Annotated in this window: 24 protein-coding genes and 1 pseudogene; 18 read left to right on the top strand and 7 right to left on the bottom strand. The window is 34.2% G+C overall.

Translation table 11 applies throughout. The annotated features are described in order from the left end of the window. The first annotated feature begins 22 nt into the window (after nt 1-22). Complete coding sequence (locus tag M014_RS0111045; protein ID WP_035414879.1) at nt 23-1,378, top strand: aspartate aminotransferase family protein; 1,356 nt, start codon at nt 23-25, stop codon at nt 1,376-1,378. A 50-nt stretch (nt 1,379-1,428) separates the two neighbouring features. On the opposite strand, the gene M014_RS0111040 is transcribed toward M014_RS0111045, so the two are convergent. After that, a complete protein-coding gene (locus tag M014_RS0111040; RefSeq protein ID WP_026591784.1) occupies nt 1,429-2,586 on the bottom strand; it encodes a cation:proton antiporter in 1,158 nt (385 codons plus the stop codon). A gap of 302 nt (nt 2,587-2,888) precedes the next feature. Between M014_RS0111040 and M014_RS0111035 the strand changes: the two genes are divergently transcribed. Next, a complete protein-coding gene (locus tag M014_RS0111035; RefSeq protein ID WP_026591783.1) occupies nt 2,889-3,722 on the top strand; it encodes a MerR family transcriptional regulator in 834 nt (277 codons plus the stop codon). A gap of 97 nt (nt 3,723-3,819) precedes the next feature. After that, nucleotides 3,820-5,175 (top strand): MATE family efflux transporter, encoded by a 1,356-nt coding sequence (locus tag M014_RS0111030; protein WP_026591782.1) that lies wholly within the window; start codon nt 3,820-3,822, stop codon nt 5,173-5,175. Between the two features lie 20 nt (nt 5,176-5,195). On the opposite strand, the gene M014_RS0111025 is transcribed toward M014_RS0111030, so the two are convergent. Beyond that, nucleotides 5,196-5,873, bottom strand: a complete 678-nt coding sequence (locus tag M014_RS0111025; protein ID WP_026591781.1) for a DUF421 domain-containing protein — start codon at nt 5,871-5,873, stop codon at nt 5,196-5,198. Between the two features lie 180 nt (nt 5,874-6,053). Between M014_RS0111025 and M014_RS0111020 the strand changes: the two genes are divergently transcribed. The 9 genes from M014_RS0111020 to M014_RS0110970 all read left to right on the top strand — a co-directional run bounded on the left by M014_RS0111020 (nt 6,054) and on the right by M014_RS0110970 (nt 13,110). Beyond that, a complete protein-coding gene (locus M014_RS0111020) occupies nt 6,054-6,635 on the top strand; it encodes a YdcF family protein (protein ID WP_026591780.1) in 582 nt (193 codons plus the stop codon). A 112-nt stretch (nt 6,636-6,747) separates the two neighbouring features. Beyond that, nucleotides 6,748-7,065 (top strand): DUF4870 domain-containing protein, encoded by a 318-nt coding sequence (locus M014_RS0111015; RefSeq protein WP_026591779.1) that lies wholly within the window; start codon nt 6,748-6,750, stop codon nt 7,063-7,065. A 197-nt stretch (nt 7,066-7,262) separates the two neighbouring features. Further along, nucleotides 7,263-7,997: an oxygen-insensitive NADPH nitroreductase gene (nfsA, locus tag M014_RS0111010; RefSeq protein ID WP_026591778.1), complete on the top strand. Its 735-nt coding sequence runs from the start codon at nt 7,263-7,265 to the stop codon at nt 7,995-7,997. Nucleotides 7,998-8,382: 385 nt separating this feature from the next. Then, the gene (locus M014_RS0110995; RefSeq protein WP_026591777.1) at nt 8,383-9,354 is read left to right on the top strand and encodes an ArsR/SmtB family transcription factor; all 972 of its coding nucleotides are present in this window, start codon (nt 8,383-8,385) and stop codon (nt 9,352-9,354) included. Further along, complete coding sequence (locus tag M014_RS0110990) at nt 9,345-10,154, top strand: ABC transporter permease (RefSeq protein ID WP_026591776.1); 810 nt, start codon at nt 9,345-9,347, stop codon at nt 10,152-10,154. Before M014_RS0110995 ends, M014_RS0110990 begins: the two co-directional genes overlap by 10 nt. A gap of 10 nt (nt 10,155-10,164) precedes the next feature. Continuing rightward, nucleotides 10,165-11,148, top strand: a complete 984-nt coding sequence (locus tag M014_RS0110985) for an ABC transporter ATP-binding protein (protein WP_026591775.1) — start codon at nt 10,165-10,167, stop codon at nt 11,146-11,148. Beyond that, nucleotides 11,145-11,948, top strand: coding sequence for an ABC transporter permease (locus M014_RS0110980; RefSeq protein WP_026591774.1), 804 nt, complete (start codon nt 11,145-11,147; stop codon nt 11,946-11,948). The genes M014_RS0110985 and M014_RS0110980 overlap by 4 nt, the downstream gene beginning before the upstream one ends. A 132-nt stretch (nt 11,949-12,080) precedes the next feature. Then, nucleotides 12,081-12,257 (top strand): hypothetical protein, encoded by a 177-nt coding sequence (locus tag M014_RS30060; protein ID WP_231503931.1) that lies wholly within the window; start codon nt 12,081-12,083, stop codon nt 12,255-12,257. Between the two features lie 61 nt (nt 12,258-12,318). Further along, on the top strand, nt 12,319-13,110 hold the full coding sequence (locus M014_RS0110970) for a GNAT family N-acetyltransferase (RefSeq protein ID WP_244525425.1): 792 nt from the start codon (nt 12,319-12,321) through the stop codon (nt 13,108-13,110). A gap of 264 nt (nt 13,111-13,374) precedes the next feature. Here the strand turns inward: M014_RS0110970 and M014_RS0110960 are convergent, their stop codons facing one another. Next, nucleotides 13,375-13,839, bottom strand: coding sequence for a VOC family protein (locus M014_RS0110960; RefSeq protein ID WP_026591772.1), 465 nt, complete (start codon nt 13,837-13,839; stop codon nt 13,375-13,377). Nucleotides 13,840-13,967: 128 nt separating this feature from the next. Continuing rightward, nucleotides 13,968-14,570, bottom strand: coding sequence for an HD domain-containing protein (locus M014_RS0110955; protein ID WP_026591771.1), 603 nt, complete (start codon nt 14,568-14,570; stop codon nt 13,968-13,970). Nucleotides 14,571-14,750: 180 nt separating this feature from the next. On the opposite strand from M014_RS0110955, the gene M014_RS0110950 reads away from it, so the two are divergent. The 6 genes and pseudogenes from M014_RS0110950 (at nt 14,751) to M014_RS0110920 (ending at nt 18,136) form a co-directional block, all read left to right on the top strand. After that, the gene (locus M014_RS0110950; protein WP_026591770.1) at nt 14,751-15,656 is read left to right on the top strand and encodes a DNA-binding domain-containing protein; all 906 of its coding nucleotides are present in this window, start codon (nt 14,751-14,753) and stop codon (nt 15,654-15,656) included. A 98-nt stretch (nt 15,657-15,754) separates the two neighbouring features. After that, nucleotides 15,755-16,168, top strand: a complete 414-nt coding sequence (locus M014_RS0110945; protein WP_026591769.1) for an NUDIX domain-containing protein — start codon at nt 15,755-15,757, stop codon at nt 16,166-16,168. Nucleotides 16,169-16,443: 275 nt separating this feature from the next. After that, a pseudogene (locus M014_RS26800) lies at nt 16,444-16,853 on the top strand (TrmB family transcriptional regulator); the annotation flags it as partial. Nucleotides 16,854-16,866: 13 nt separating this feature from the next. Beyond that, nucleotides 16,867-17,592: an AzlC family ABC transporter permease gene (locus M014_RS0110930; protein WP_026591767.1), complete on the top strand. Its 726-nt coding sequence runs from the start codon at nt 16,867-16,869 to the stop codon at nt 17,590-17,592. After that, a complete protein-coding gene (locus tag M014_RS0110925; protein WP_026591766.1) occupies nt 17,583-17,894 on the top strand; it encodes an AzlD domain-containing protein in 312 nt (103 codons plus the stop codon). Before M014_RS0110930 ends, M014_RS0110925 begins: the two co-directional genes overlap by 10 nt. Before the next feature lie 62 nt (nt 17,895-17,956). Beyond that, entirely contained in the window at nt 17,957-18,136 is a 180-nt protein-coding gene (locus M014_RS0110920; RefSeq protein WP_026591765.1) for a DUF3951 domain-containing protein, read from the top strand. Nucleotides 18,137-18,235: 99 nt separating this feature from the next. Here M014_RS0110920 and M014_RS0110915 read toward each other — a convergent pair whose 3' ends face one another. Genes M014_RS0110915 through M014_RS0110905 form a run of 3 tightly spaced genes read right to left on the bottom strand, consistent with a single transcriptional unit; the run spans nt 18,236 to nt 19,552 of the window. Beyond that, nucleotides 18,236-18,595, bottom strand: a complete 360-nt coding sequence (locus tag M014_RS0110915) for a hypothetical protein (protein ID WP_026591764.1) — start codon at nt 18,593-18,595, stop codon at nt 18,236-18,238. A 12-nt stretch (nt 18,596-18,607) separates the two neighbouring features. Beyond that, a complete protein-coding gene (locus M014_RS0110910) occupies nt 18,608-19,213 on the bottom strand; it encodes a dienelactone hydrolase family protein (RefSeq protein WP_026591763.1) in 606 nt (201 codons plus the stop codon). A gap of 3 nt (nt 19,214-19,216) precedes the next feature. Beyond that, on the bottom strand, nt 19,217-19,552 hold the full coding sequence (locus tag M014_RS0110905; protein ID WP_026591762.1) for an antibiotic biosynthesis monooxygenase family protein: 336 nt from the start codon (nt 19,550-19,552) through the stop codon (nt 19,217-19,219). Nucleotides 19,553-19,683: the final 131 nt, after the last annotated feature.

The raw sequence follows: 19,683 nt of genomic DNA, 5'->3' as shown, positions 1-19,683 counted from the left end.
GTTGTTTTGGAAGGTGGAATGTATGGTGAAAACAAAACAAACAGATATGTTATTAGCAAAGGATGAAAAGTATGTTTGGCATGGCATGCGCCCTTTTAGCCCAAATGGCACAATGGTTGGGGCAAAAGCCGAAGGATGTTGGGTGGAAGATATAGAGGGGAAACGATACTTAGATGGTATGAGTGGGCTTTGGTGTGTGAATAGTGGGTATGGAAGAAAAGAACTTGCTGATGCAGCGTATGAGCAATTGCAAACACTATCATATTTTCCAATGTCTCAATCACATGAACCCGCAATTCAGCTTGCTGAAAAATTAAATGAATGGCTTGGAGGAGAATATGTTATTTTTTTCTCTAATAGTGGATCAGAAGCTAATGAAACGGCCTTTAAAATTGCAAGGCAATATTGTGCACATAATGGGCAACCACATCGTTATAAATTTATGTCACGTTATCGCGGTTATCATGGCAATACAATGGCGACGATGGCAGCGACAGGACAAGCGCAGCGTAGATATCAATATGAGCCGTTTGCGTCAGGATTTTTACATGTGACGCCGCCAGATTGTTACAGAATGCCAGGGGTGGAATCGCAAAACATTTATGACATAGAGTGTGTGAAGGAAATTGACCGTGTTATGACGTGGGAGCTAAGTGAAACGATAGCTGGATTTATTATGGAACCAATTATTACAGGTGGTGGTATTTTGATGCCACCTCAGGATTATATGAAAGCTGTTCATACAATTTGCCAAAAACATGGAGCTCTACTTATTAGTGATGAAGTAATTTGTGGTTTTGGACGTACTGGAAAAGCGTTTGGTTTTATGAATTATGATGTAAAGCCTGACATTATTACAATGGCAAAAGGGATTACAAGTGCATACTTACCATTATCAGCAACAGCAGTGAAGAAAGAAATTTATGAAGCGTTTAAGGGGACTGGAGAATATGAATTTTTCCGGCATATTAATACGTTTGGCGGGAATCCAGCTGCTTGTGCGTTAGCACTTAAAAACTTAGAAATTATGGAAAATGAAAATTTAATTGAGCGTTCTGCACAAATGGGATCGCTTTTATTAAAACAGTTAAAGGAAGAGATTGGAGATCATCCGTTTGTTGGAGACATTAGGGGAAAAGGCTTATTAGTTGGTATGGAGTTAGTAAATGATAAAGAGACAAAAGAACCAATTGATAATGATAAAATTGCAAGTGTAGTGAATACTTGTAAAGAAAAAGGGTTAATCATTGGACGTAACGGAATGACAACAGCAGGTTATAATAACGTGTTAACATTAGCGCCACCGCTTATTATTTCAAGTGAAGAAATTGCTTTTGTTGTCGGGACATTGAAGACAGCAATGGAACGTATTTCATAGTAAAAAGCAAGCCGTATAATGGCTTGCTTTTTCATTTTGCTACAACTGTCTTATGCACTTTGTTTTAATTGTCTATCTTTTACGCCAAATGAATATTTTAACATTGGCGGTGTAATCATTGTAGTTAAAATAACGACGATAACGATTGCTGTAAAGTAATCTTGTGCTAGTAGTCCAGAAGTAAGCCCCTGTCCTGCAATAATAAGAGCGACTTCACCACGTGAAACCATACCAGATCCGATAATTGTAGAAGATTGGAAATCAAATCCTGTTATACGTGCTCCGAATCCGCAACCAATTAGCTTTGTTAACACAGCAATGATTGTTAATGCTAAGATAAACCATACTTTATCTCCAATCCCTACAAACGTAATGTTCATACCGATACTTACAAAGAAGATTGGGACGAACATTGCATAGGCAATTGGTTCTACTTTCTTTTCTACTTCATGTTTATAATCCGTTTGAGAAATTGCAATACCTGCTGCAAATGCTCCGATAATACCAGCGATTCCTAATAGTTCGCCAAAATATGCAAAAGCGAAACAAATGATAAGGGCTGCACTAATAATAGATTCTGATACGCGTAGTGGCGATAACCAGCGCATAATCAGTGGAACACCTTTCCAACCAATTAAGATAATAGATGCGAAGAAGACCACTTTTTTCAAGATGATTATAGTTAAGCTTACATCAGCTGATCCTAGGAAACTCATAGCAAATGCTAGTAAAATAACAACAAGAATATCATCAAAAACAGCCGCACCTAGCATTGTTGTACTTTCACGCGTCTTCATTTTTCCTAAATCACGAAGTGTTTGTACAGAAATACTAACACTTGTTGCACATAGAAGTAATCCTAAAAAGACCGCATTTGCTTGTTCCATTCCCATCACAAGACCTGCAACGTAACCACCTACAAATGGGAGAACGATACCACCAACAGCAACAGCTAACGAAGAATTACGATTTTCATTTAGTTCTTTTAAATCTGTTTCTAGACCTGCCATAAACATAAGAAGAATAACTCCTACTTGACTTAACTGTGTGAGTAAGTCGGAGTTGTTAATTAAACCGAATACAGCCGGACCTATTACAATACCAACGATTAATTTTCCGAGTACGGAAGGTTGACCTAATCTGACACTAATGTCACCAGCAATTTTTGTACTTAATAAAATTAACGCAATTTGAAAGAAAAATTCCATCTCATCTCCCCTTTTCCTTTTAGTTTTTTTATTATACGATTTCTCGGGATTTGCTTAATGTAAAACAATATGTAACACACATTAAACAAGAGGTCTTTATACAAGTTCTTTTGAACTTGTAATTTGAACTCGTGATAAATATATAATAATTTTCAAGAAAAATCAATGCTAAATTGGCATATTTTAATTTGGATGATTTATTTTGAATAAGGAATATATGTCTATATAATGAAGGAGACGAAAAAGAAAAATAAATTTGTTTTTAAGAAATTAATTTATTTGATAGAAATGGAGTAAGAAATATGTTATTTAATCAGCGGTTTACAATTGGCGAAATGGCGAAAATGCATAATGTTGCAGAATCAACATTGCGATATTATGACGAAAAAGGGATTTTCCATCCATCAGTTGTTGATCCACAAACAAATTACAGATATTACACAATTGATCAATTTTCGCTCTTAGATACAATTAAATTTTTACGTCAGTTAAATATTTCTTTAAAGGAAATAAAGAAGTATATTGATGAAAGAAATCCATCTTATGCTTTAAATTTGCTGGAAAAACAACAAGAAATGATGTTGAAGAAACAAAGGGAAATTGAATATTCGTTAGCAAAAATAAATCATAAAATCGAAATGATGCAAGAAGCTACCGCATCAAAAGTGAATCATGTAACATTTAAGAAATTATCAGAAAGAAAAATTACTGCATTGTCAATTGCACCAAATGTAACGGACGATATGCTCGAGTATTATATACATTCGCTTCAAAAAAATATGAAGCAAATTGATGATAGTTTATTTTCAGGGGATATTGGCGTAACAGTGTCAAAAGAGGGCCTTTTTCAAAATAAATTTCAAGAATATAACAGCATTTTTATTTTGCTGGATTATATGCCGTTTCAAGTGGATACTGCAGCTGCTATTCAAGAAGGAATGTTTGCCTGCTCCTACCATCATGGTCCATATGAAGAAACAGATGGGACTTATAGGGAGTTGTTAAAAACAATTGAAAGAAAAGGATATAAAGTATCAGGAGATGCAATTGAGCTTGCATTGATTGACTGGTCTGTGACGGAGAATCCAGAAGAGCAGGTTACAGAGATACAAATTCCAGTAATAAAAAGGAAGTAGCGGTTGTATAACAAAAATGTATTTTTATTCTCGCTTGACTTTCAAGTAACTTGAAGGTTTAAAATGTGAACAGAGAATTGTAAAGGAGCATTTTGTTATGGAAACAACTGAGAAATTAAGAGATAAACCAATAAAAAGTTTATTTCTATCATATTTAATACCAGCGGTTCTTGGAATGGTATTAATGTCCGTGAATATTGTAATCGATGCCGTTATGATTAGCAGGGGCGTCGGAGCGAATGCTTTAGCGGGAGTAAACGTTGCTATCCCAGCCTTTTCCATTTTCTTTTCTATATCATTGTGGATTGGGATGGGCGGAGCTACACTATATTCCATAGCGTTAGGTGAAAATAAAATTGAGCGAGCGAGATCAATTTTTACACAGTCTATGACAGTAGCTGTGGTAATTGTTGGTGCTTTAATGGTCATCTGTTTATGGAGAATAGAAGATTTAGCTTATTTATTTGGAGCTAATGAAGTAATTCTGCCGTACGCATTAGATTATCTAACTGTATTATTAACATTTGGAATGATATATGTACTAGAAAATATTTTAAGTACGTTTATACGAAACGATGGCAATCCAAATTTAGCGATGGCAGGACTTGTTGTAACAGCGTTATTAAATATTGTTTTTGACTATATTTTTATTTTCATATTTGGCTGGGGGGTAACTGGTGCAGCTGCAGCTACAATTTTATCTGCAGCAATTGGTTTTCTTGTTTTATTAAGCCATTTCTTTAGAAAAAACAGTATTTTAAAATGGACGAAATTTCATTTTGAATGGGATACAGTTAAGCAAATCATGGTGATTGGTTTTCCGAGTTTTACAACAGAGATAACAGTAGCAATTGTAACGATTGGCTTTAACATAGCTTTTATTCAATATGCTGGAGAACTAGGGGTCGCTTCTTATGCGATGGTAAATAGTATTCACTCAATGACTTTGTTATTGTTCTTTGGTGTTGGAGCGGCTTTGCAACCAATTGCAAGCTTTCATTATGGTGCAAATTTACCTGAGCGGTTAAAAGAAGGACTAAAATTTGCAGTGAAAACAGCTGTTGCACTTGGATGTGTAGCAATTGTGATAGGGTTATTCTTTGGGAAATATATCATCGGATTGTTTGATGTTCAGTCGACAGAATTACTTATGCTAACGGTAAACGGGATTAGTCTTTTCTTTATTCAATATGTATTTTTAGGCTATAACATCGTGTACGGAGAATATTTTCAGTCAGTAAGACAAACGACAAAATCAGTCTTAATTATTTTAAGTCGCGGATTATTATTTATTATTCCATTGCTTTGGATTATGCCAAAACTGTTTGGAGTGAACGGAATTTGGCTTGTAATGCCGGCTGCGGAATTATTAACAGCGATTATTGTATTTGGAATGAATCGTATTTATAATCCGGTATCAGTACGAAATATAGAAAGAAAACATGTGGCATGATAGAAATCCCCTTAGCGTATTTAAGGGGATTTCTTATTTTTTAGGCTAATTGCAAAAGAGCCTTCAGTTTCTTGTACAGAAGCAAATGCAATGTTTTTTATATCTTCAAATCCTTTTTCTAGTAACTCTTTCCGAAGCCATTTTTCATTTTTATGAATTAATTTTAAATTATCGTATTGAATTTGTGCATCAACGATAAGGGCAATTGGTAACCCTGCATATTTTACATCTATATGCATATCTTTTGGAGTGAGAGGGACAAGCTCTCTTTTTGGTAAAATACTAATGGCGCCATTGGCTTCTAAAATGGCATATTCGATTTCATGTACGCTAGGATATCCTGCTACGCGAAGATTGGAAAGTAATTCGGCAATGGGATATCTACTTTTTTTTAGATTTTCAAAAACAATATCGCCATGTTTAATTAAAATAATGGGGTGACCGAGAATAAAACGATTTAGTTTATTTAGCAAGCTTAATTTTGTAATAAAAAGATGAAGGCATGTAATAACAATCATACCTACAATAGCTTGCAAAGCACTATCAACGGGAACAGCTCGAAAAGCTAAATAGGATAAAAAGATAATTGCCCCGAAATCGTGTGGTGTAAGCTGTGCGAGTGCTGATTTTCCTAGTAGTTTAAGCGAGATAAGAAATAATAAAAAGAATAATGTTACATTACATAAAAAAACAATCAATGTTTGCACCCCTTAATGCAAATTCACATTATAAATTGTGTATACCTTATCCAATATTCCCTTATTCATTACAAATATTACTTTTCGATACTGAATTAGGATATCTTTGGAAATTGGAACTATACAAATAATTGCGAGGATATTATGATGAAAACATAGAAAAAGTAGGGGTAAATATGAATGTACAAGAAGAAAAAGTTAATAAGGTATAGTTTAATTTTGATGATGATTATAGTAGGTTATATGGGTGTTTTACAATACAACATTTATAAACATGGCCATATGAAAGCGCCAGATGATGTAGACTACATGATTCTTTTAGGTGCGAAGGTGAAAGGAACGGAGCCTTCCTATTCTTTACAATACCGCATCGATAAAGCCGCGGAATATTTAAAGACACATGAACAGACGATTGTAATTGTATCTGGTGGGAAAGGAAAAGGAGAAGCTATTTCGGAAGCGCTAGCTATGAAACAAGGATTAATGAAGCAGAATATTGTAGAACAAAGAATTATTATGGAAGATCGTTCAACAAATACAGACGAGAATATTGAATTTTCAAAGGCACTTATTCCAGCAAATAAGAAAAAAGGGATGATTGTTACAAATGACTTTCATATGTTTCGAGCTAAAAAAATTGCTATAAAACAAGGATTGAAGGTAGATGGACTTGCCGCTAAAACGCCAAAACCTATTATCATTCAGTCGAATGTTCGAGAATATTTTGCTATTACACAGTATTGGCTAATGAATCGCATATAGCGATAAATCTTACAAAAATGTAATCTGAGTGAAAGGTAAAGCGATAGTTCCTAAAGTAGTTGCATGACATAATAAAGGTAACAAAAACAACGAAACTTTAGGGGTGAATCGTATGAAAGGCAATAATATTTTATCTTCTCTTTGTTACTTTAGTCTTTTCTTTGCACCATTTCTATTTCCGATCATCGTCTACTTTATTGCAGAAGAAGATGTGAAATATCATGCAAAAAAAGCATTGTGGACACATATTTTCCCATATGCAATTTTGTTTGGCGGAATAGCACTTTCGGGTGTATTCGGTTTAAGTTTTGGAGAATCAGCAAGTGTTGGAATTGGCATGATTGTAACATATGTAACGTTTGCAATTGTAGGAATTTATTATTTCGTTTGGAATATTGTAAAAGGTGTTAGAGTATTGAAAGCAGCTTAAATAACTGATTATGTCAGGAACGAAAGAGGACGAATGGTTAAAAATTCGTCCTCTTTGTGTATAGAATTGAAAGGTTACAATTTGGTCAATGCGAAAAAAGAACATAGTATATAGAAATTTTTAGCTGGGCATAAATGTTGAGAAAAATGAAACAAATATGTTAATTTTTCAGTAATAGGAAATAAGGAGGTTTTATGATGAGTGAAATTATAAATAAGATGGAACAGCATACATCAGTTCGTAAATATAAACAAGAACCGATTTCAAAGACTACAGTTGAGAGAATGGTAAAAGCAGCTCAGCATGCAGCATCATCACATTTTGTGCAAGCATATTCTGTTATATATGTAACAGATGAATCATTAAAAACACAATTAGCAGAGCTATCTGGAAATCGTCATGTAAAAGATTGTGCAGCATTTTTTGTTTGTTGTGCTGATTTAAAACGCTTAGAAAAAGCATGCGAGAAACATGGGACAGAGATTAAATATGATGGTGTAGAGGACTTTATTGTAGCTACAGTAGACGCATCATTGTTTGCCCAAAACCTAGCACTTGCTGCAGAGTCACTAGGATATGGTATTTGTTATATTGGTGGAATTCGTAATAATCCAGAAGAAATTAGTGATATACTTCATTTACCAGATAAAGTATATCCAGTGTTTGGAATGACAGTTGGAGTACCAGATGAAAAGCATGTAGTGAAACCGCGCTTACCAGTTGAAGCAATTTTACATGAAAATGCGTATGTCGAAAATAAATATGATGAATTACTAGAAGAATATGACCGAACAACGAATGAATATTATAAGGGAAGGTCTACCAATCAAAAGGATGTAACATGGACAGGGTCAATGAGTGCTTTTATGTCAAAAGAGAAGCGCATGCATATGAAGGGATTTTTGAATGGAAAAGGGTTTAATAAAAGATAAAGCTTGGAAAGCAAATCCGAAGAGTGAGGATTTGCTTTTTTATTTAAGCAGGAGAAGCCTTTTGGGTTTCGAATATGTATCAGTGTGTTGAAAGTAAAGGATTTGAAATTATTCCAGCAGTTGGTTCGTCTTATGTCGAAATTGCAGCTGAAATCATCAAGCAAACTTAATTTGTTTGATGGGGGAGAGGAGAAAGAAACATTTCTATATTTTAAAAACATGAAAGAATTTAATGAGAAGAACTTTGCGTAAGCTTAGGTCTTTTTTTTGTGAAAAATTACTGAATTTCCATTGACGTTTACATCACAGGTTGTTAATATACTGAATAATTTTGCAAAATTATAAAATTGATTCGATGGAAAACGAATCAAAGAGAGGGGAATTTATGTTGCAAGTTACATCATGGTTTCAGCGACATGTCAAAGTTGTATATTCACCATTTCGCGAAATGCTAGTAAGTTTACATGTTTTATGTAATCCTGTTCATCATATGAAACGATTAGAGTGGGCGGAAGATGTATTAAATCAAATGAAAGAAGAAGAAAGAGAAATTATGCACGCAATTAATAATGCGAGTGATGATTGGTTTCGTTTTATAGATTGGTGCTCTGAGTTTCAGCAAGAAGCTTATGTAGAAGAGGGAATTGAAAAATTACGAGTATCAGATAGAAAAAAGTTTCAGGAAATGTTCCCAAATATAGAAAAAGAGATCGTATGTGATTTTTTATTTCAGTATCATCAACGTTACTTTGCACGGGAGTTGTTTCGGATTGAACCATGGTTAGAACAATCTGTATACGATGTGAAAGAAATAATGAAACAAAATCCGATGTCTCTTTCTAGAAAATTGCATCCGAGATGTTTAATTGATGAAAAGGAGATAACTTTTTTAAAAGCTCGTACGTGGCAATATTGTTATGAGGATTTATCAGCAATTACGTTATATCCATCAACTTTTGTCGCGCCTCATTTATTAATAGATAACCTTATTTCAACACATATAAAAGTATATTATGAGGTGCAAATTACATCGTCATTTGCAGATGAGGTACCGAAGGATCTTTTAGGAATTTTACAAGCGATTTCAGATGAAACGAGATTAAAAATGTTAAGAGATTTATCCTTTCAATCTTTTTGTACACAGCAATTAACAGAGCGATATAGTCTTACAAAATCAACGGTTTCCAGTCATTTGAAAATGTTAGAGTCTACAGGGCTTATACAAAAGGAACGAAAAGGTTATTACGTATTTTATAAAACAAATCGAGAACGATTAGAACAAATTCGTGTTGATTTAGACCAATTTATGGATTTCCCAATTGTTCAAAAATCGGAGGAGGGAAGAACATGTGGCTAACATTTAAGGCTACATTTCGTCGTGATTTCTATACGATGCGTAGAGCATATCCATGGTCATTTTTTCTAGGGCATATTTTAACTGGTGTATATATCGTATTGTTTGCTTATTTAACGTATCATTTTATGTTTCAAGGAAAACTAGATGTTAACTTTGCAAAGCTAGGGAAAACGGATGATTATCTTTCTTATGTTATATTAGGAGCGGTTTTTTATTCATTTTCTGTTTCTCTATTAATGATTGTGAGCAGGACACTAATAACCGAACTGCGTGAAGGGACACTTGATGTTTTATTATTAACGCCATCATCTCGGCAAGGATATTTTCTAGGAGCAGCTGTACAAGGAATATTGCGTGTGGGACTTGAATTCATCGCAATTTTTATTTTTGGTTTGTTTTTTGGATTACAGTTTCGAGAAATAAATATGATACCTGTGGTACTTTTGTTAGTTATTTTCTTCTTTGCAATATTCGCCCAAGCGTTAGTATTGGGTGCGTTTATGCTTTATTTTCGTGATACATATTTAACACAGAATACGTTGTTTATTTTTATGAGTCTTGTGGGTGGAGTCTTTTTTCCAGTAGGATATCTTCCCGCATTCCTACAACCTATGAGTTTATTCATGCCGCTCTCACATGGTTTATCAGCATTTCGATTGTGCATGATTGAGGGAGGAAATATTGCTTCCATACAAAATGAACTTCTGTGGTTATTAGGATTAGGGATAGCTTATTTTATTGCAGGTGTATGCACGATGAAACGAATGGAGAAGTATGTGATTGAAAAACATTTTGCATAGGGGGATTCGTATGATACAAGCAAAACAACTTGTAAAGCGGTATGAGTTGAAAGAGAAAGTAGGTTTTTTTCGTAAAAAGAGAAGAGTAGTTGAAGCGGTAAATGGCTTAGATTTAACTATTCAAAAAGGAGAGATTGTAGGATTGCTAGGTGTGAATGGGGCTGGGAAGACGACAACGATAAAAATGCTAGCAACGCTTCTGGAACCAACTTCAGGTACGATTGAAATTGATGGTATAGATAGCACGAAGCAAGATTTATTTGTAAAGAAAAAAATTAATATGATTGCAGGTGGAGAACGCATGTTATATTGGCGTTTAACAGGGAAAGAAAACTTGCAGTACTTTGGAAGTTTGTATGGATTAAAAGGGGTTGAATTAGAAGAACGTATTCAGTTCCTCTTACAGCAAGTAGAGCTAAAGGAAACAGCTAATATGCCTGTAGAACGATATTCAAAAGGAATGAAGCAACGTTTACAAATTGCAAGAGGCCTTATTAATGACCCAGACTATTTATTTCTTGATGAACCAACATTAGGACTAGACGCCCCTGTAGCGAAAAAATTGAGAGAAATGGTAAATCGTTTGGCAAAGGAACAAAATAAAGGGATTTTGTTAACGAGTCATTATCTTGAAGAAGTAGAGGAACTTTGTGATCGGCTTTACATCATTGAAAAAGGTCGGCTTCTTTATGAAGGAACTCCTGAAAACATTATCCAATCGATTGTCCGTGAATATCACTTAGAAATTGTAATTCCAGAAATGCAGGATGAAATGATAGGACGATTAGAACATTCTTTAGGGATGAAAGAAATTCAACATGAAAAAGAACAGATAGGTGAACATATACGTTATCAATTGAAAGCGTCTTTTGATATGACAACAACGGTTTTATCATTATTAACAAAATATCAAATTCGTATAGTACAGTTAGAAACACATAAAGCAAGGTTGGAAGACGCGATATTACAAATTGCAAATGAGGTGAGTGCATGAATATATTTTTGGCGGAATGGAAAAAGAGTCATCGCAATCATTTTCATAGTAAGATGGTTTATTTTTCTTTGTTCATTTGGCCGGTGTTACTTTTTGCAACTGCTTATTTTTCGGTGAAGCCATTTGATACCTCAAATAGTAGTCCACTTGCCAAATGGATGGATCCAAAGCAGATTAGTTTTTTTCTCCTTACAGGTTATATTGGATATGTTTTCTTTTGGAGCCTCGTTCAATCGGCATGGCAAATGTCATGGGAACGCCAAAATGGAACACTTGAACTTATCTTTTTAACACCAGCCTCGCGTGTATGGATGATGTATTGCCGGGCAGGTGCAAATTTAATAGAAGGAGTATGGATGTTTACGATGTTTTCGATTCTCATCGCATTGTTTTTGAATGACAGATCGATACCACCAGTTGAAAATATCGTATTTGCTTTTATGATTTTATGTATTTCAGCTGTTGTGTGGGGAGGTTGCTTAAATACGATTTTTTTATTTTCACGAGATGCTAGTATTCTATTTACAATATTAGAAGAACCGATGCAATTTTTTGCAGGTGTACGTATTCCAGTTGTTGTATTACCACTATGGGGCAAAGTACTAGCAGCTTTGTTTCCATTAACGTATGTACTTCAAATTTTCCGTTCATTATTAATGGAAGGTAAAAATATTATAAATGTACTTCCAGAGTTAGGGTTATTAGCTAGCTTATTAATTATTTTAGTTGGCATATCATACGTGCTTGTTCGGAAAGCTGAAAAGCATGCAAAACGAACAGGAAATATGGTTTTATTTTAAGGAACGGAGAGAGGAATATTTCGAGGTGCAGCGGCATTATGTAAAAATAATGATGGGAAATGAGATAAGCTAACCTTTGAGGGGTGTTGTATACGGGAAGTAAAAGAGGAAACGGGATAGGATGTTCATATTTTGTACTATGAGATCGAAATAATTGGAGGAAATAAAGAAAAATGTGATCCAGATGAGTTAATTTGTGAAGTGGATTGGAAAAGAAGTGAAGGGATAGAAGGTATTACCATTTTATTTCTAGAAGATAGAAAGTTATTGCAGAGATTCATAGATTGTACAGCAAGTGATGAAACCTAAGCTCTGATAAATAGGAAGGGAAAGAAAAAAGATGATATACGAATTGCAGAAAAACAAGTTTATGAATTGCAAACATCTTCTAGACAAGGAAAGGCAAATTGAAGTGCAAGCTATCATTGAAGGTAATAATTCGGGCCGCATATTTGTAGACAATGTAAGCGAACCACGGTCTGGTTTAGTTTGGCTTGGAAATTTAGACGGTTTTATATTTATTGGTGATGCAAATAATACAATGTTTAACCTTGAAATAAAAAAAGTTTTAAGGGAACAAATTGCACAAGAAGCAGCCGGTTTGGACTTGAAGTGGTTTGAAGGATTTGGTTATCAAGTAGGATGGGATCGTACAATTAGAGAAATATTGTGTGAACAATCATATGAGGAATCCAATCAAAAAGTATACAAATTATATGAGGGTGCGTATAAAATATATAATGAACCAACGATTGATGAGACATATACAGTATTAAAAGTAACGAGGGAAAATCTTGCAACATACTCTTTGCTCGAACAATCATTTTTCGTTTCACAGATTACATCATTTTGGAATTCGGTGGAATTATTTTTTGAAAAAGGAATAGGGTATGTGATTTTGTATGAGAATCAAGTGGTGAGTCTTTGCTTTTCAGGATTTGTAAGTGAGAATACGCATACGGTGAATATTGAGACAATTCTAGAACATCGAGGGAAGAATCTTGCCAAGAAAGTCGCGCATGCATTTGTTCAAGAATGTTTCAAACAAGGCTATGTACCTTATTGGGACTGTATGGAAGTGAATAAACCTTCAATTGCTATAGCGGAGAGCTTAGGGTTTACAAACCTGTTTGATTACATCGTATTTGAGTATCAATTTTAATTTGAATAAAGAAAATAAGAAATACCCCAAGGAAAAAAGAATGTATTTGTTCTTTTTCTGTTTGGGGTATTTTTGTTACGATATAATAGGATTTTTAACATGAATAAAAAAATTGATGTAGAAAAGCGACTTATACAAGTCATTTTTCTTTATAAAATATGTAATGCCAAAAAGATGAAAGAAATAGGATTAATGAAAAAGGTTTCATGCTAATGATTTGAGCAAGTATACTGCCCAGAGGGGTCTAGCTATAAAGCCATCTAATCATAAATAGGATTGTGAAAGCGCATTCCACTCTTCTAAAGAAAGTTTTTTTGTAATATGTTTTAGTTCGTCTGGAACATCGATAAAACTAATAAACTCAATACTATTATCATCTGGGTCTTTAAAATAAATAGAAGCATTGCCCTGGTTAGGGCGAACGAAAGGTTCAGTGGTAATTCGATTTCCAAATGGAACGGGTTCAATGCTTCGGTCTTTCAGCCATTGAGTAGATGTATGAAGAAACTCGAAGTCTACTTGAAATGCAATATGTCGCAGTGACGGATGATAGGGAGTTGTATATTCTTCCCCCTCCCAAAGACCTAGCCAACTTTGTTCTTCTACAATCCAAAAGAAAGCAGTATTCTCATATCTATTATATAGTTTTAAACCCAATGATTCATAAAACGGTATGGATACTTCTAGATTACGAACGGGTAGATGTGCTTCATATAATCCTTTAATCATAAAATAATACCTTCTTTCTTATATTTTTTAGTTTATTTTAATCCATATATTTCTAGAATGAATCGATAAAAAGGATGAGGGATAGCTCATACGAAAGTATGAAAAAACAGCTCATTAATCATGAGCTGTTACTGTTTACATGCCTCGACATCGATGCCGGCAGCAATTAATTTTTTTTCGCCTTCTAGTTCAATAATTTTTTGTAATTTAGATAAGAATGAGTCAAAATCTGTATGTTTTGCAACTTGGAATGTCATTTTATGTTCGATTGGAAGCCATGTATCGATGTCAGCTTCGTTATGCTGAATTTTAACTTCTAGTTTATCAAGAGCATTTGCCACTTTCGCTTCGTATGTTTCTTTTGCTTCAAACTCCATCCATAAATCATATAGTTCATCCCCAAGAGAACCCTTTAATGTATGTTTAATATTTAAAATAGCTTTCTGTTCATTTTCTTGTTTTTGCAATTGTAATTGTTCGCTGTTCATTGTATCAAAAGCAGGAATATCCCCAGCTTCTGCTTCCACAAGGTCATGGATAATAACCATTTTTAATAGTTTTTCCATGTTTACTTTCTCATCTAAATAAGGCTGAACTAAAACAGCCATAAGCGACATACGCCACGTATGTTCAGCAACACTCTCTTGTCGACCGTTAGATAGCCAACTGTGTCTCATTTCAAACTTTAGTTTTTCAGCTAGTGCAATGACTTTTAGAATATTATGTTCCATTTAGATCCCCCTCACATTACTATAAAATAATCTTAATATAAAAATAGAATGTGTCAATTCACATTTGTTTGACGGATAATTCAGAAATATTATAAAATATTTTTATAATATTTTTTTATTTTTACAAAAGACAAAGAAGAAGTTGAAATTGCAAAAATGCTGAGTGGGAGTGAATATAAAATGTACCAACAGACAGCAATTCATGTACTAGATCTTTTGAAAAATATAGTGAGTGGAATGAAAAATGTTCAGAAAATAGAAGAAGAGTGTAAGGAAATAGAAAGGAAATTCCATGTAACGTATGCAGAGTTAATGGACTTATATCATAAAATGGTAGCCTTTCAAAGGGATATTGAAAAAGTGGGCGGGGTATTTGCATACGAGCAATCCCAAATGATGTGGTTGAAATCAGAGCTGGAATTTTTATATGCTACGTATCAATTTTGTCAGCATTATAATTTAAATATTGCAGATACTTCAAAGGCGATTAGTAAAGAGAATCTACATTTATTTCCGAAAACGGAAAGCCAACTACAGAATACGTACTATAAATTAAAAAAACAAGAGTTACCGTTTGAAAATATAAAAAAGGGGACACCTGGACGCAAGAAAAAACACGAACCAGAACAGCATATAAATGAGAAGTGGAATGAAGGGAAAAGTATAGTGCTCCAAAATGAAAAGACAGAAAATAATCTAGTTACTATATTATCAGGTATTGTCGATAATTTTGAAACAATTGGTGCGGAAGGGCAGAAAAAAGAACTGTATCAGTTTATGGAAGGAATTTATAAACTTTCAAGTATGGCAGCTGGGCATAGAAAAGAAGATAATACACAAGATATACAGAAAGAGCTTCAAAATCTTCGTGCTGAAAATGAGAGATTGAGGCATGAAAAAGAGGAGCTTATTTCTAGTATGAACGAAATGACAAATCAAATGAATCATTTCATTGAGAGCTCTGATATTGATCAAATTCGAACATTACCGTCTTTTGTGAATATATGCAAGCAATATTTGGAGAAAAATAAATTTCATCATAACAAAATAGACACGAAAGAACAAATGATGTCTATGAAACAATGAGAGCTGCTTTCTATTGGTTTTATGAAACTGATAGAGAGTAGCTCTATTATTTTTATGCTAAAATCAAGAAAACTTACAAATTAAGAGGAGAAGTTAATATGAGCCAACAATTACATCCACGCGTCGGTGTCGGGGCATTTATTTTAAATGGGCAGGGCGAGTTATTGCTTGTGCAGAGAAAGAAGGCACCGGAGCAAGGACACTGGAGTCTTCCTGGTGGGAAAGTAGAATGGATGGAAACAGCGGAAGATACAGTTATTAGGGAAATTGAAGAAGAGGTAGGACTAGAAATCGAACTCACGTCGCTATTATGTGTGACGAATCACATTTTACCTGATGAAGAAGCGCATTGGGTATGTCCGACGTATATTGCAAAAGTAAAAAATGGGATAGCAGAAAATCGAGAACAACACGCTATTAGTGAAATTGGGTGGTTTTCGTTAGAGCGTCTACCAAAACGATTAACTTTAACTTTACAAAATGCTTTGAAAGAATACGAGAAATTGAAATAAGCTTTTAGTAAGGAAGAAAACTTTCACTGAGGGCTAAGTACTTTTATCATATAAATTCAAATTGAAAAAACGAAATAAAACGAAATAAAACCTTTCCTTTTAGGTAGGAGAGAGCATCCGGATATGCATAGAAGCGTGATATGTCGAAAAATCAAAATAGATTTATAGAGTGGTGAAATAGGTTATCTTCTTTAAAGATAGCTTATTTTCGTTAATTGAAATAAAATTCAGAATTTTGTTGACTATCCATTTTTTTCTTTTTATATTAGTAGGTATTATGGGAACAGCAAGTAACTGAGTTTGAGTCATTGATTCGGAGAAAAGAGCAGGAGGGTGTACATATATTTTCTATTCTTGTTGGGGCACCTCAAACAAAAATTGGAACAACCTTTCATCATAATTATATGACGCCAGATGTTGTGAAAGAGCGAATGGGGGACCTTTAACAGTTATTGCACGCGATGGGAAAGAGGTTTTGATTGCTAACTTTTCAGAGCATAGCACATCATGGGCTATGACAACATATGATCCAGCACTAGTGCTTGTCGCAACAGAATATGTTCGTCATGATATTATGATTGAAGAAATTACACAAGAGTTCGGTCCGATTAAACTAGATACACTATGGCGTGGTAATGCAGATCTAGTTCACGTTGTAACAGGGAAAAGACTCATGAAAAAATGAAGGGGGAAGAATAATGAACCGGGCTGAAGCACAGGTGACGCTGCATGGTAATGAAACATTTCGGCAAGGCGTGAAAGACTGTTTACCGACTGTACTCGGTTATTTAAGTATTGGTATTGCAGCAGGTGTAATTGAAAAAACAGCTGGATTTTCTTTAGTAGAAATTGCGCTTATGTCTACTTTGATTTATGCTGGTTCCTCACAATTTATACTCGCTGGTATGTTTGCAGCTGGAGCTCCTGCTTCTGCAATCATTTTCACCGTATTTTTTGTTAACTTACGTCATTTGTTAATGAGTGCTGCGCTCGCACCATATTTAATGAAAGTTCCTTTTTTGAAAAATATGATCATTGGTTCGCAAATTACAGACGAAACATTTGGTCTTGCGGTTCAGCAAGCTTCAAAAAAGCAATATTTAAGCGAAAGATGGATGCTTGGTTTAAATGTGACAGCATACTTAAACTGGATCATTGCGAATGTCATCGGTGGTATTTTTGGTGAATGGATACCAGACCCTCATACATATGGTATGGATTATGCTTTACCTGCTATGTTCATTGGATTATTTGTTTTGCAGTTAATGAGCAGTCACCCAAAAGTTGCAATTCATCTTAGCGTTGCGATTACGGCAATTGTAATCGCATATAGCCTACATTTTTTTGTTCCAGCAAGCGTAGCTGTTATCATTGCAACACTTACAGCAGCAACGATAGGGGTGGTGATTGAAAAATGGAAGTAAGACTCGATGTGTTATTACTTTTAATGGGAGCAGGTGTAGTTACTTTAATCCCACGCCTATTACCGCTTATAGTATTTAGTAAAATACAAATTCCAGATTGGGGCTTAAAATGGTTAAGTTATATACCTATTGCTATATTGGCAGCGCTCCTTGCCGAAGTACTCTTTATGAATAAAACAATGCAATGGGATTATTTAATTGCAGCAATCCCGACATTCTTTGTTGCTATCTATACGCGAAGTTTATTAGGAACGGTATTGACAGGTGTGATTGTGATTATTTTGTTACGATTGTTCCTATAACAAGGATTTCGCTCATATTGTATCGAAAAGTGTAATAGCATGATTAACAAAGGGGTGGTGTTATGATTATTGTAACAATAGGTGTCATCTTGTTTACATTGTTTATTTGTTTTATCATTGGCCTTGCGACTTATACAATGCTTGTTCAAAAAGTAACCCCGCAAATTTATTACACACCGTGTGAATCCACCACAGTACAGTCCCGTAAAAGTGAAGATAAAAATAGAGGGAAGAAAAGTTAATAGTAGACTTTTCTTCCCTTTCATTTATTCATTTCTGTTTTGAGGAGCGTTCTGTAAAAAAGGAGCTAATTCCAAAAATTCAGCTCCTGTAAACCAAACCTACATTTTAGAAATTCCTTGTAATAGTATGCCAAAGAGTAGACTAATAAAAGAGAAAGCACCGACGGATACAGAAATAACTCGGTTATTTTTCCATTCTTTTATGAAAACCATAAATCCTAAAATACAAAGAAAATACCAGATTGGTAGAAAAATAAAATCGCTAATATAGTTGGGGAGTAATGTATAGAAACTAGTCAAAACTAAAATCCAATGTCCAAGAAATAAAGTCATAACGATAAAGGAATGGCGATAAGGACGGTTTAAATATTTTTGATTTTTAAGAGTTATAAAAATGAAAGTTAATGTTATGGTAATGATTAGAAAAACGAAAGCGAGTAAAAGTAATGTAAATGGCATATCAAAACTCCTTCAATATACTTGTTGTGTTACATTTTTTTGAAGAAATGAATCTATCATTTCGTATGCTTGTTTTGTAGATTCTCCGTTATATTTTGCAGTATAAGGATCCAAAAATCCATGATATCCCGGAAACTGGTGTATATGTAGAAATGGGTTGTTTTGTTCTTGCAATGTTGCAATAAGAGAGGAAACTGAACAGTTTAATTCTGTTTCTGGAAAAATTAAAAGAGTAGGACATGTAGGAATCATATAAGAATAGTCTCGTATGCGAGAGCCATAGCAGCTAATAACGAAATTAACTTTTGGATTTTTACTACATAGCCAAGAGATGGTTGCGCCAACGCTAAAGCCTATAAGTCCTATGCATGAATATTTTTTTGAAAGTGTCGTAATTATTTCCTCAACTTGTTCTTTTCCATGTTGGAACCCAACGTTTTTTATAAAATGAGAGTAAGCTTTTTGTTCGTCATTATAATGAAAATGAGAGTTTAATTGTAAAAGGTTTGGGCAGAAGACATCTACATGTTGAGAAGAGAATTTTGTAACGATATCCTGCATATGTTCATTTACTCCGTATATTTCGTGTATAGCAATAAGAGCTACTTTCTGATTCATCAATTAAAACTCCTTCCTATGAAAAACATATTCTTTTTCAACAAGACAAATCCGCACATGGAACTGTTCATACCATTGTTCACGACCTCTTTGTCTTGCTATAGTATGTGCTGCATTATCTTTCCATTGTTTAATTGCTTCAAGCGATTCCCAATATGAAATTGTAATTCCAAAACCGGATGTATCCCGTACGCTTTCAACGTTTATAAATCCAGGTTGTTCTTTAGCGCGTTTCTCTATTTCTTCTGCAACATCGTCATAATCAGTAGTGTCTTGCGAAAGCTGGGAAGTGAATATAACTGCGTAATAAAAGGGCTTTTCAGAAAATAAATTGTCCATTCTACACCTCCAAATATAATAAAATATATTTTATCATAAAGTTATGAATTGAAAATAAATTTATATTATGCAATGGGATTTATTTGTAATAAGATTTTTAAAAAGCATATAATGTTCGGGTTTGAAATATC

Source organism: Bacillus sp. UNC437CL72CviS29, from assembly GCF_000482345.1.
Classification (GTDB): Bacteria; Bacillota; Bacilli; order Bacillales; family Bacillaceae_G; genus Bacillus_A; species Bacillus_A arachidis.
This window is presented reverse-complemented; position numbering and strand designations above follow the sequence as displayed.

Excerpts from the sequence above, each read along its gene's own strand:
- M014_RS0110945 (WP_026591769.1), top strand. The coding sequence starts at position 15,755 with ATGAGCCAACAATTACATCCACGCGTCGGTGTCGGGGCATTTATTTTA.
- M014_RS0110915 (WP_026591764.1), bottom strand. The coding sequence starts at position 18,595 with ATGCCATTTACATTACTTTTACTCGCTTTCGTTTTTCTAATCATTACC.
- M014_RS0111045 (WP_035414879.1), top strand. The coding sequence starts at position 23 with ATGGTGAAAACAAAACAAACAGATATGTTATTAGCAAAGGATGAAAAG.
- M014_RS0110955 (WP_026591771.1), bottom strand. The coding sequence starts at position 14,570 with ATGGAACATAATATTCTAAAAGTCATTGCACTAGCTGAAAAACTAAAG.
- M014_RS0110930 (WP_026591767.1), top strand. The coding sequence starts at position 16,867 with ATGAACCGGGCTGAAGCACAGGTGACGCTGCATGGTAATGAAACATTT.
- M014_RS0111040 (WP_026591784.1), bottom strand. The coding sequence starts at position 2,586 with ATGGAATTTTTCTTTCAAATTGCGTTAATTTTATTAAGTACAAAAATT.
- M014_RS0111020 (WP_026591780.1), top strand. The coding sequence starts at position 6,054 with ATGTACAAGAAGAAAAAGTTAATAAGGTATAGTTTAATTTTGATGATG.
- M014_RS0111015 (WP_026591779.1), top strand. The coding sequence starts at position 6,748 with ATGAAAGGCAATAATATTTTATCTTCTCTTTGTTACTTTAGTCTTTTC.
- M014_RS0110950 (WP_026591770.1), top strand. The coding sequence starts at position 14,751 with ATGTACCAACAGACAGCAATTCATGTACTAGATCTTTTGAAAAATATA.
- M014_RS0110970 (WP_244525425.1), top strand. The coding sequence starts at position 12,319 with ATGAATTGCAAACATCTTCTAGACAAGGAAAGGCAAATTGAAGTGCAA.
- M014_RS0110960 (WP_026591772.1), bottom strand. The coding sequence starts at position 13,839 with ATGATTAAAGGATTATATGAAGCACATCTACCCGTTCGTAATCTAGAA.
- M014_RS0111030 (WP_026591782.1), top strand. The coding sequence starts at position 3,820 with ATGGAAACAACTGAGAAATTAAGAGATAAACCAATAAAAAGTTTATTT.
- nfsA (WP_026591778.1), top strand. The coding sequence starts at position 7,263 with ATGAGTGAAATTATAAATAAGATGGAACAGCATACATCAGTTCGTAAA.
- M014_RS0110995 (WP_026591777.1), top strand. The coding sequence starts at position 8,383 with ATGTTGCAAGTTACATCATGGTTTCAGCGACATGTCAAAGTTGTATAT.
- M014_RS0110990 (WP_026591776.1), top strand. The coding sequence starts at position 9,345 with ATGTGGCTAACATTTAAGGCTACATTTCGTCGTGATTTCTATACGATG.
- M014_RS0110985 (WP_026591775.1), top strand. The coding sequence starts at position 10,165 with ATGATACAAGCAAAACAACTTGTAAAGCGGTATGAGTTGAAAGAGAAA.
- M014_RS0110905 (WP_026591762.1), bottom strand. The coding sequence starts at position 19,552 with ATGGACAATTTATTTTCTGAAAAGCCCTTTTATTACGCAGTTATATTC.
- M014_RS0110925 (WP_026591766.1), top strand. The coding sequence starts at position 17,583 with ATGGAAGTAAGACTCGATGTGTTATTACTTTTAATGGGAGCAGGTGTA.
- M014_RS0111035 (WP_026591783.1), top strand. The coding sequence starts at position 2,889 with ATGTTATTTAATCAGCGGTTTACAATTGGCGAAATGGCGAAAATGCAT.
- M014_RS0110980 (WP_026591774.1), top strand. The coding sequence starts at position 11,145 with ATGAATATATTTTTGGCGGAATGGAAAAAGAGTCATCGCAATCATTTT.
- M014_RS0110910 (WP_026591763.1), bottom strand. The coding sequence starts at position 19,213 with ATGAATCAGAAAGTAGCTCTTATTGCTATACACGAAATATACGGAGTA.
- M014_RS0110920 (WP_026591765.1), top strand. The coding sequence starts at position 17,957 with ATGATTATTGTAACAATAGGTGTCATCTTGTTTACATTGTTTATTTGT.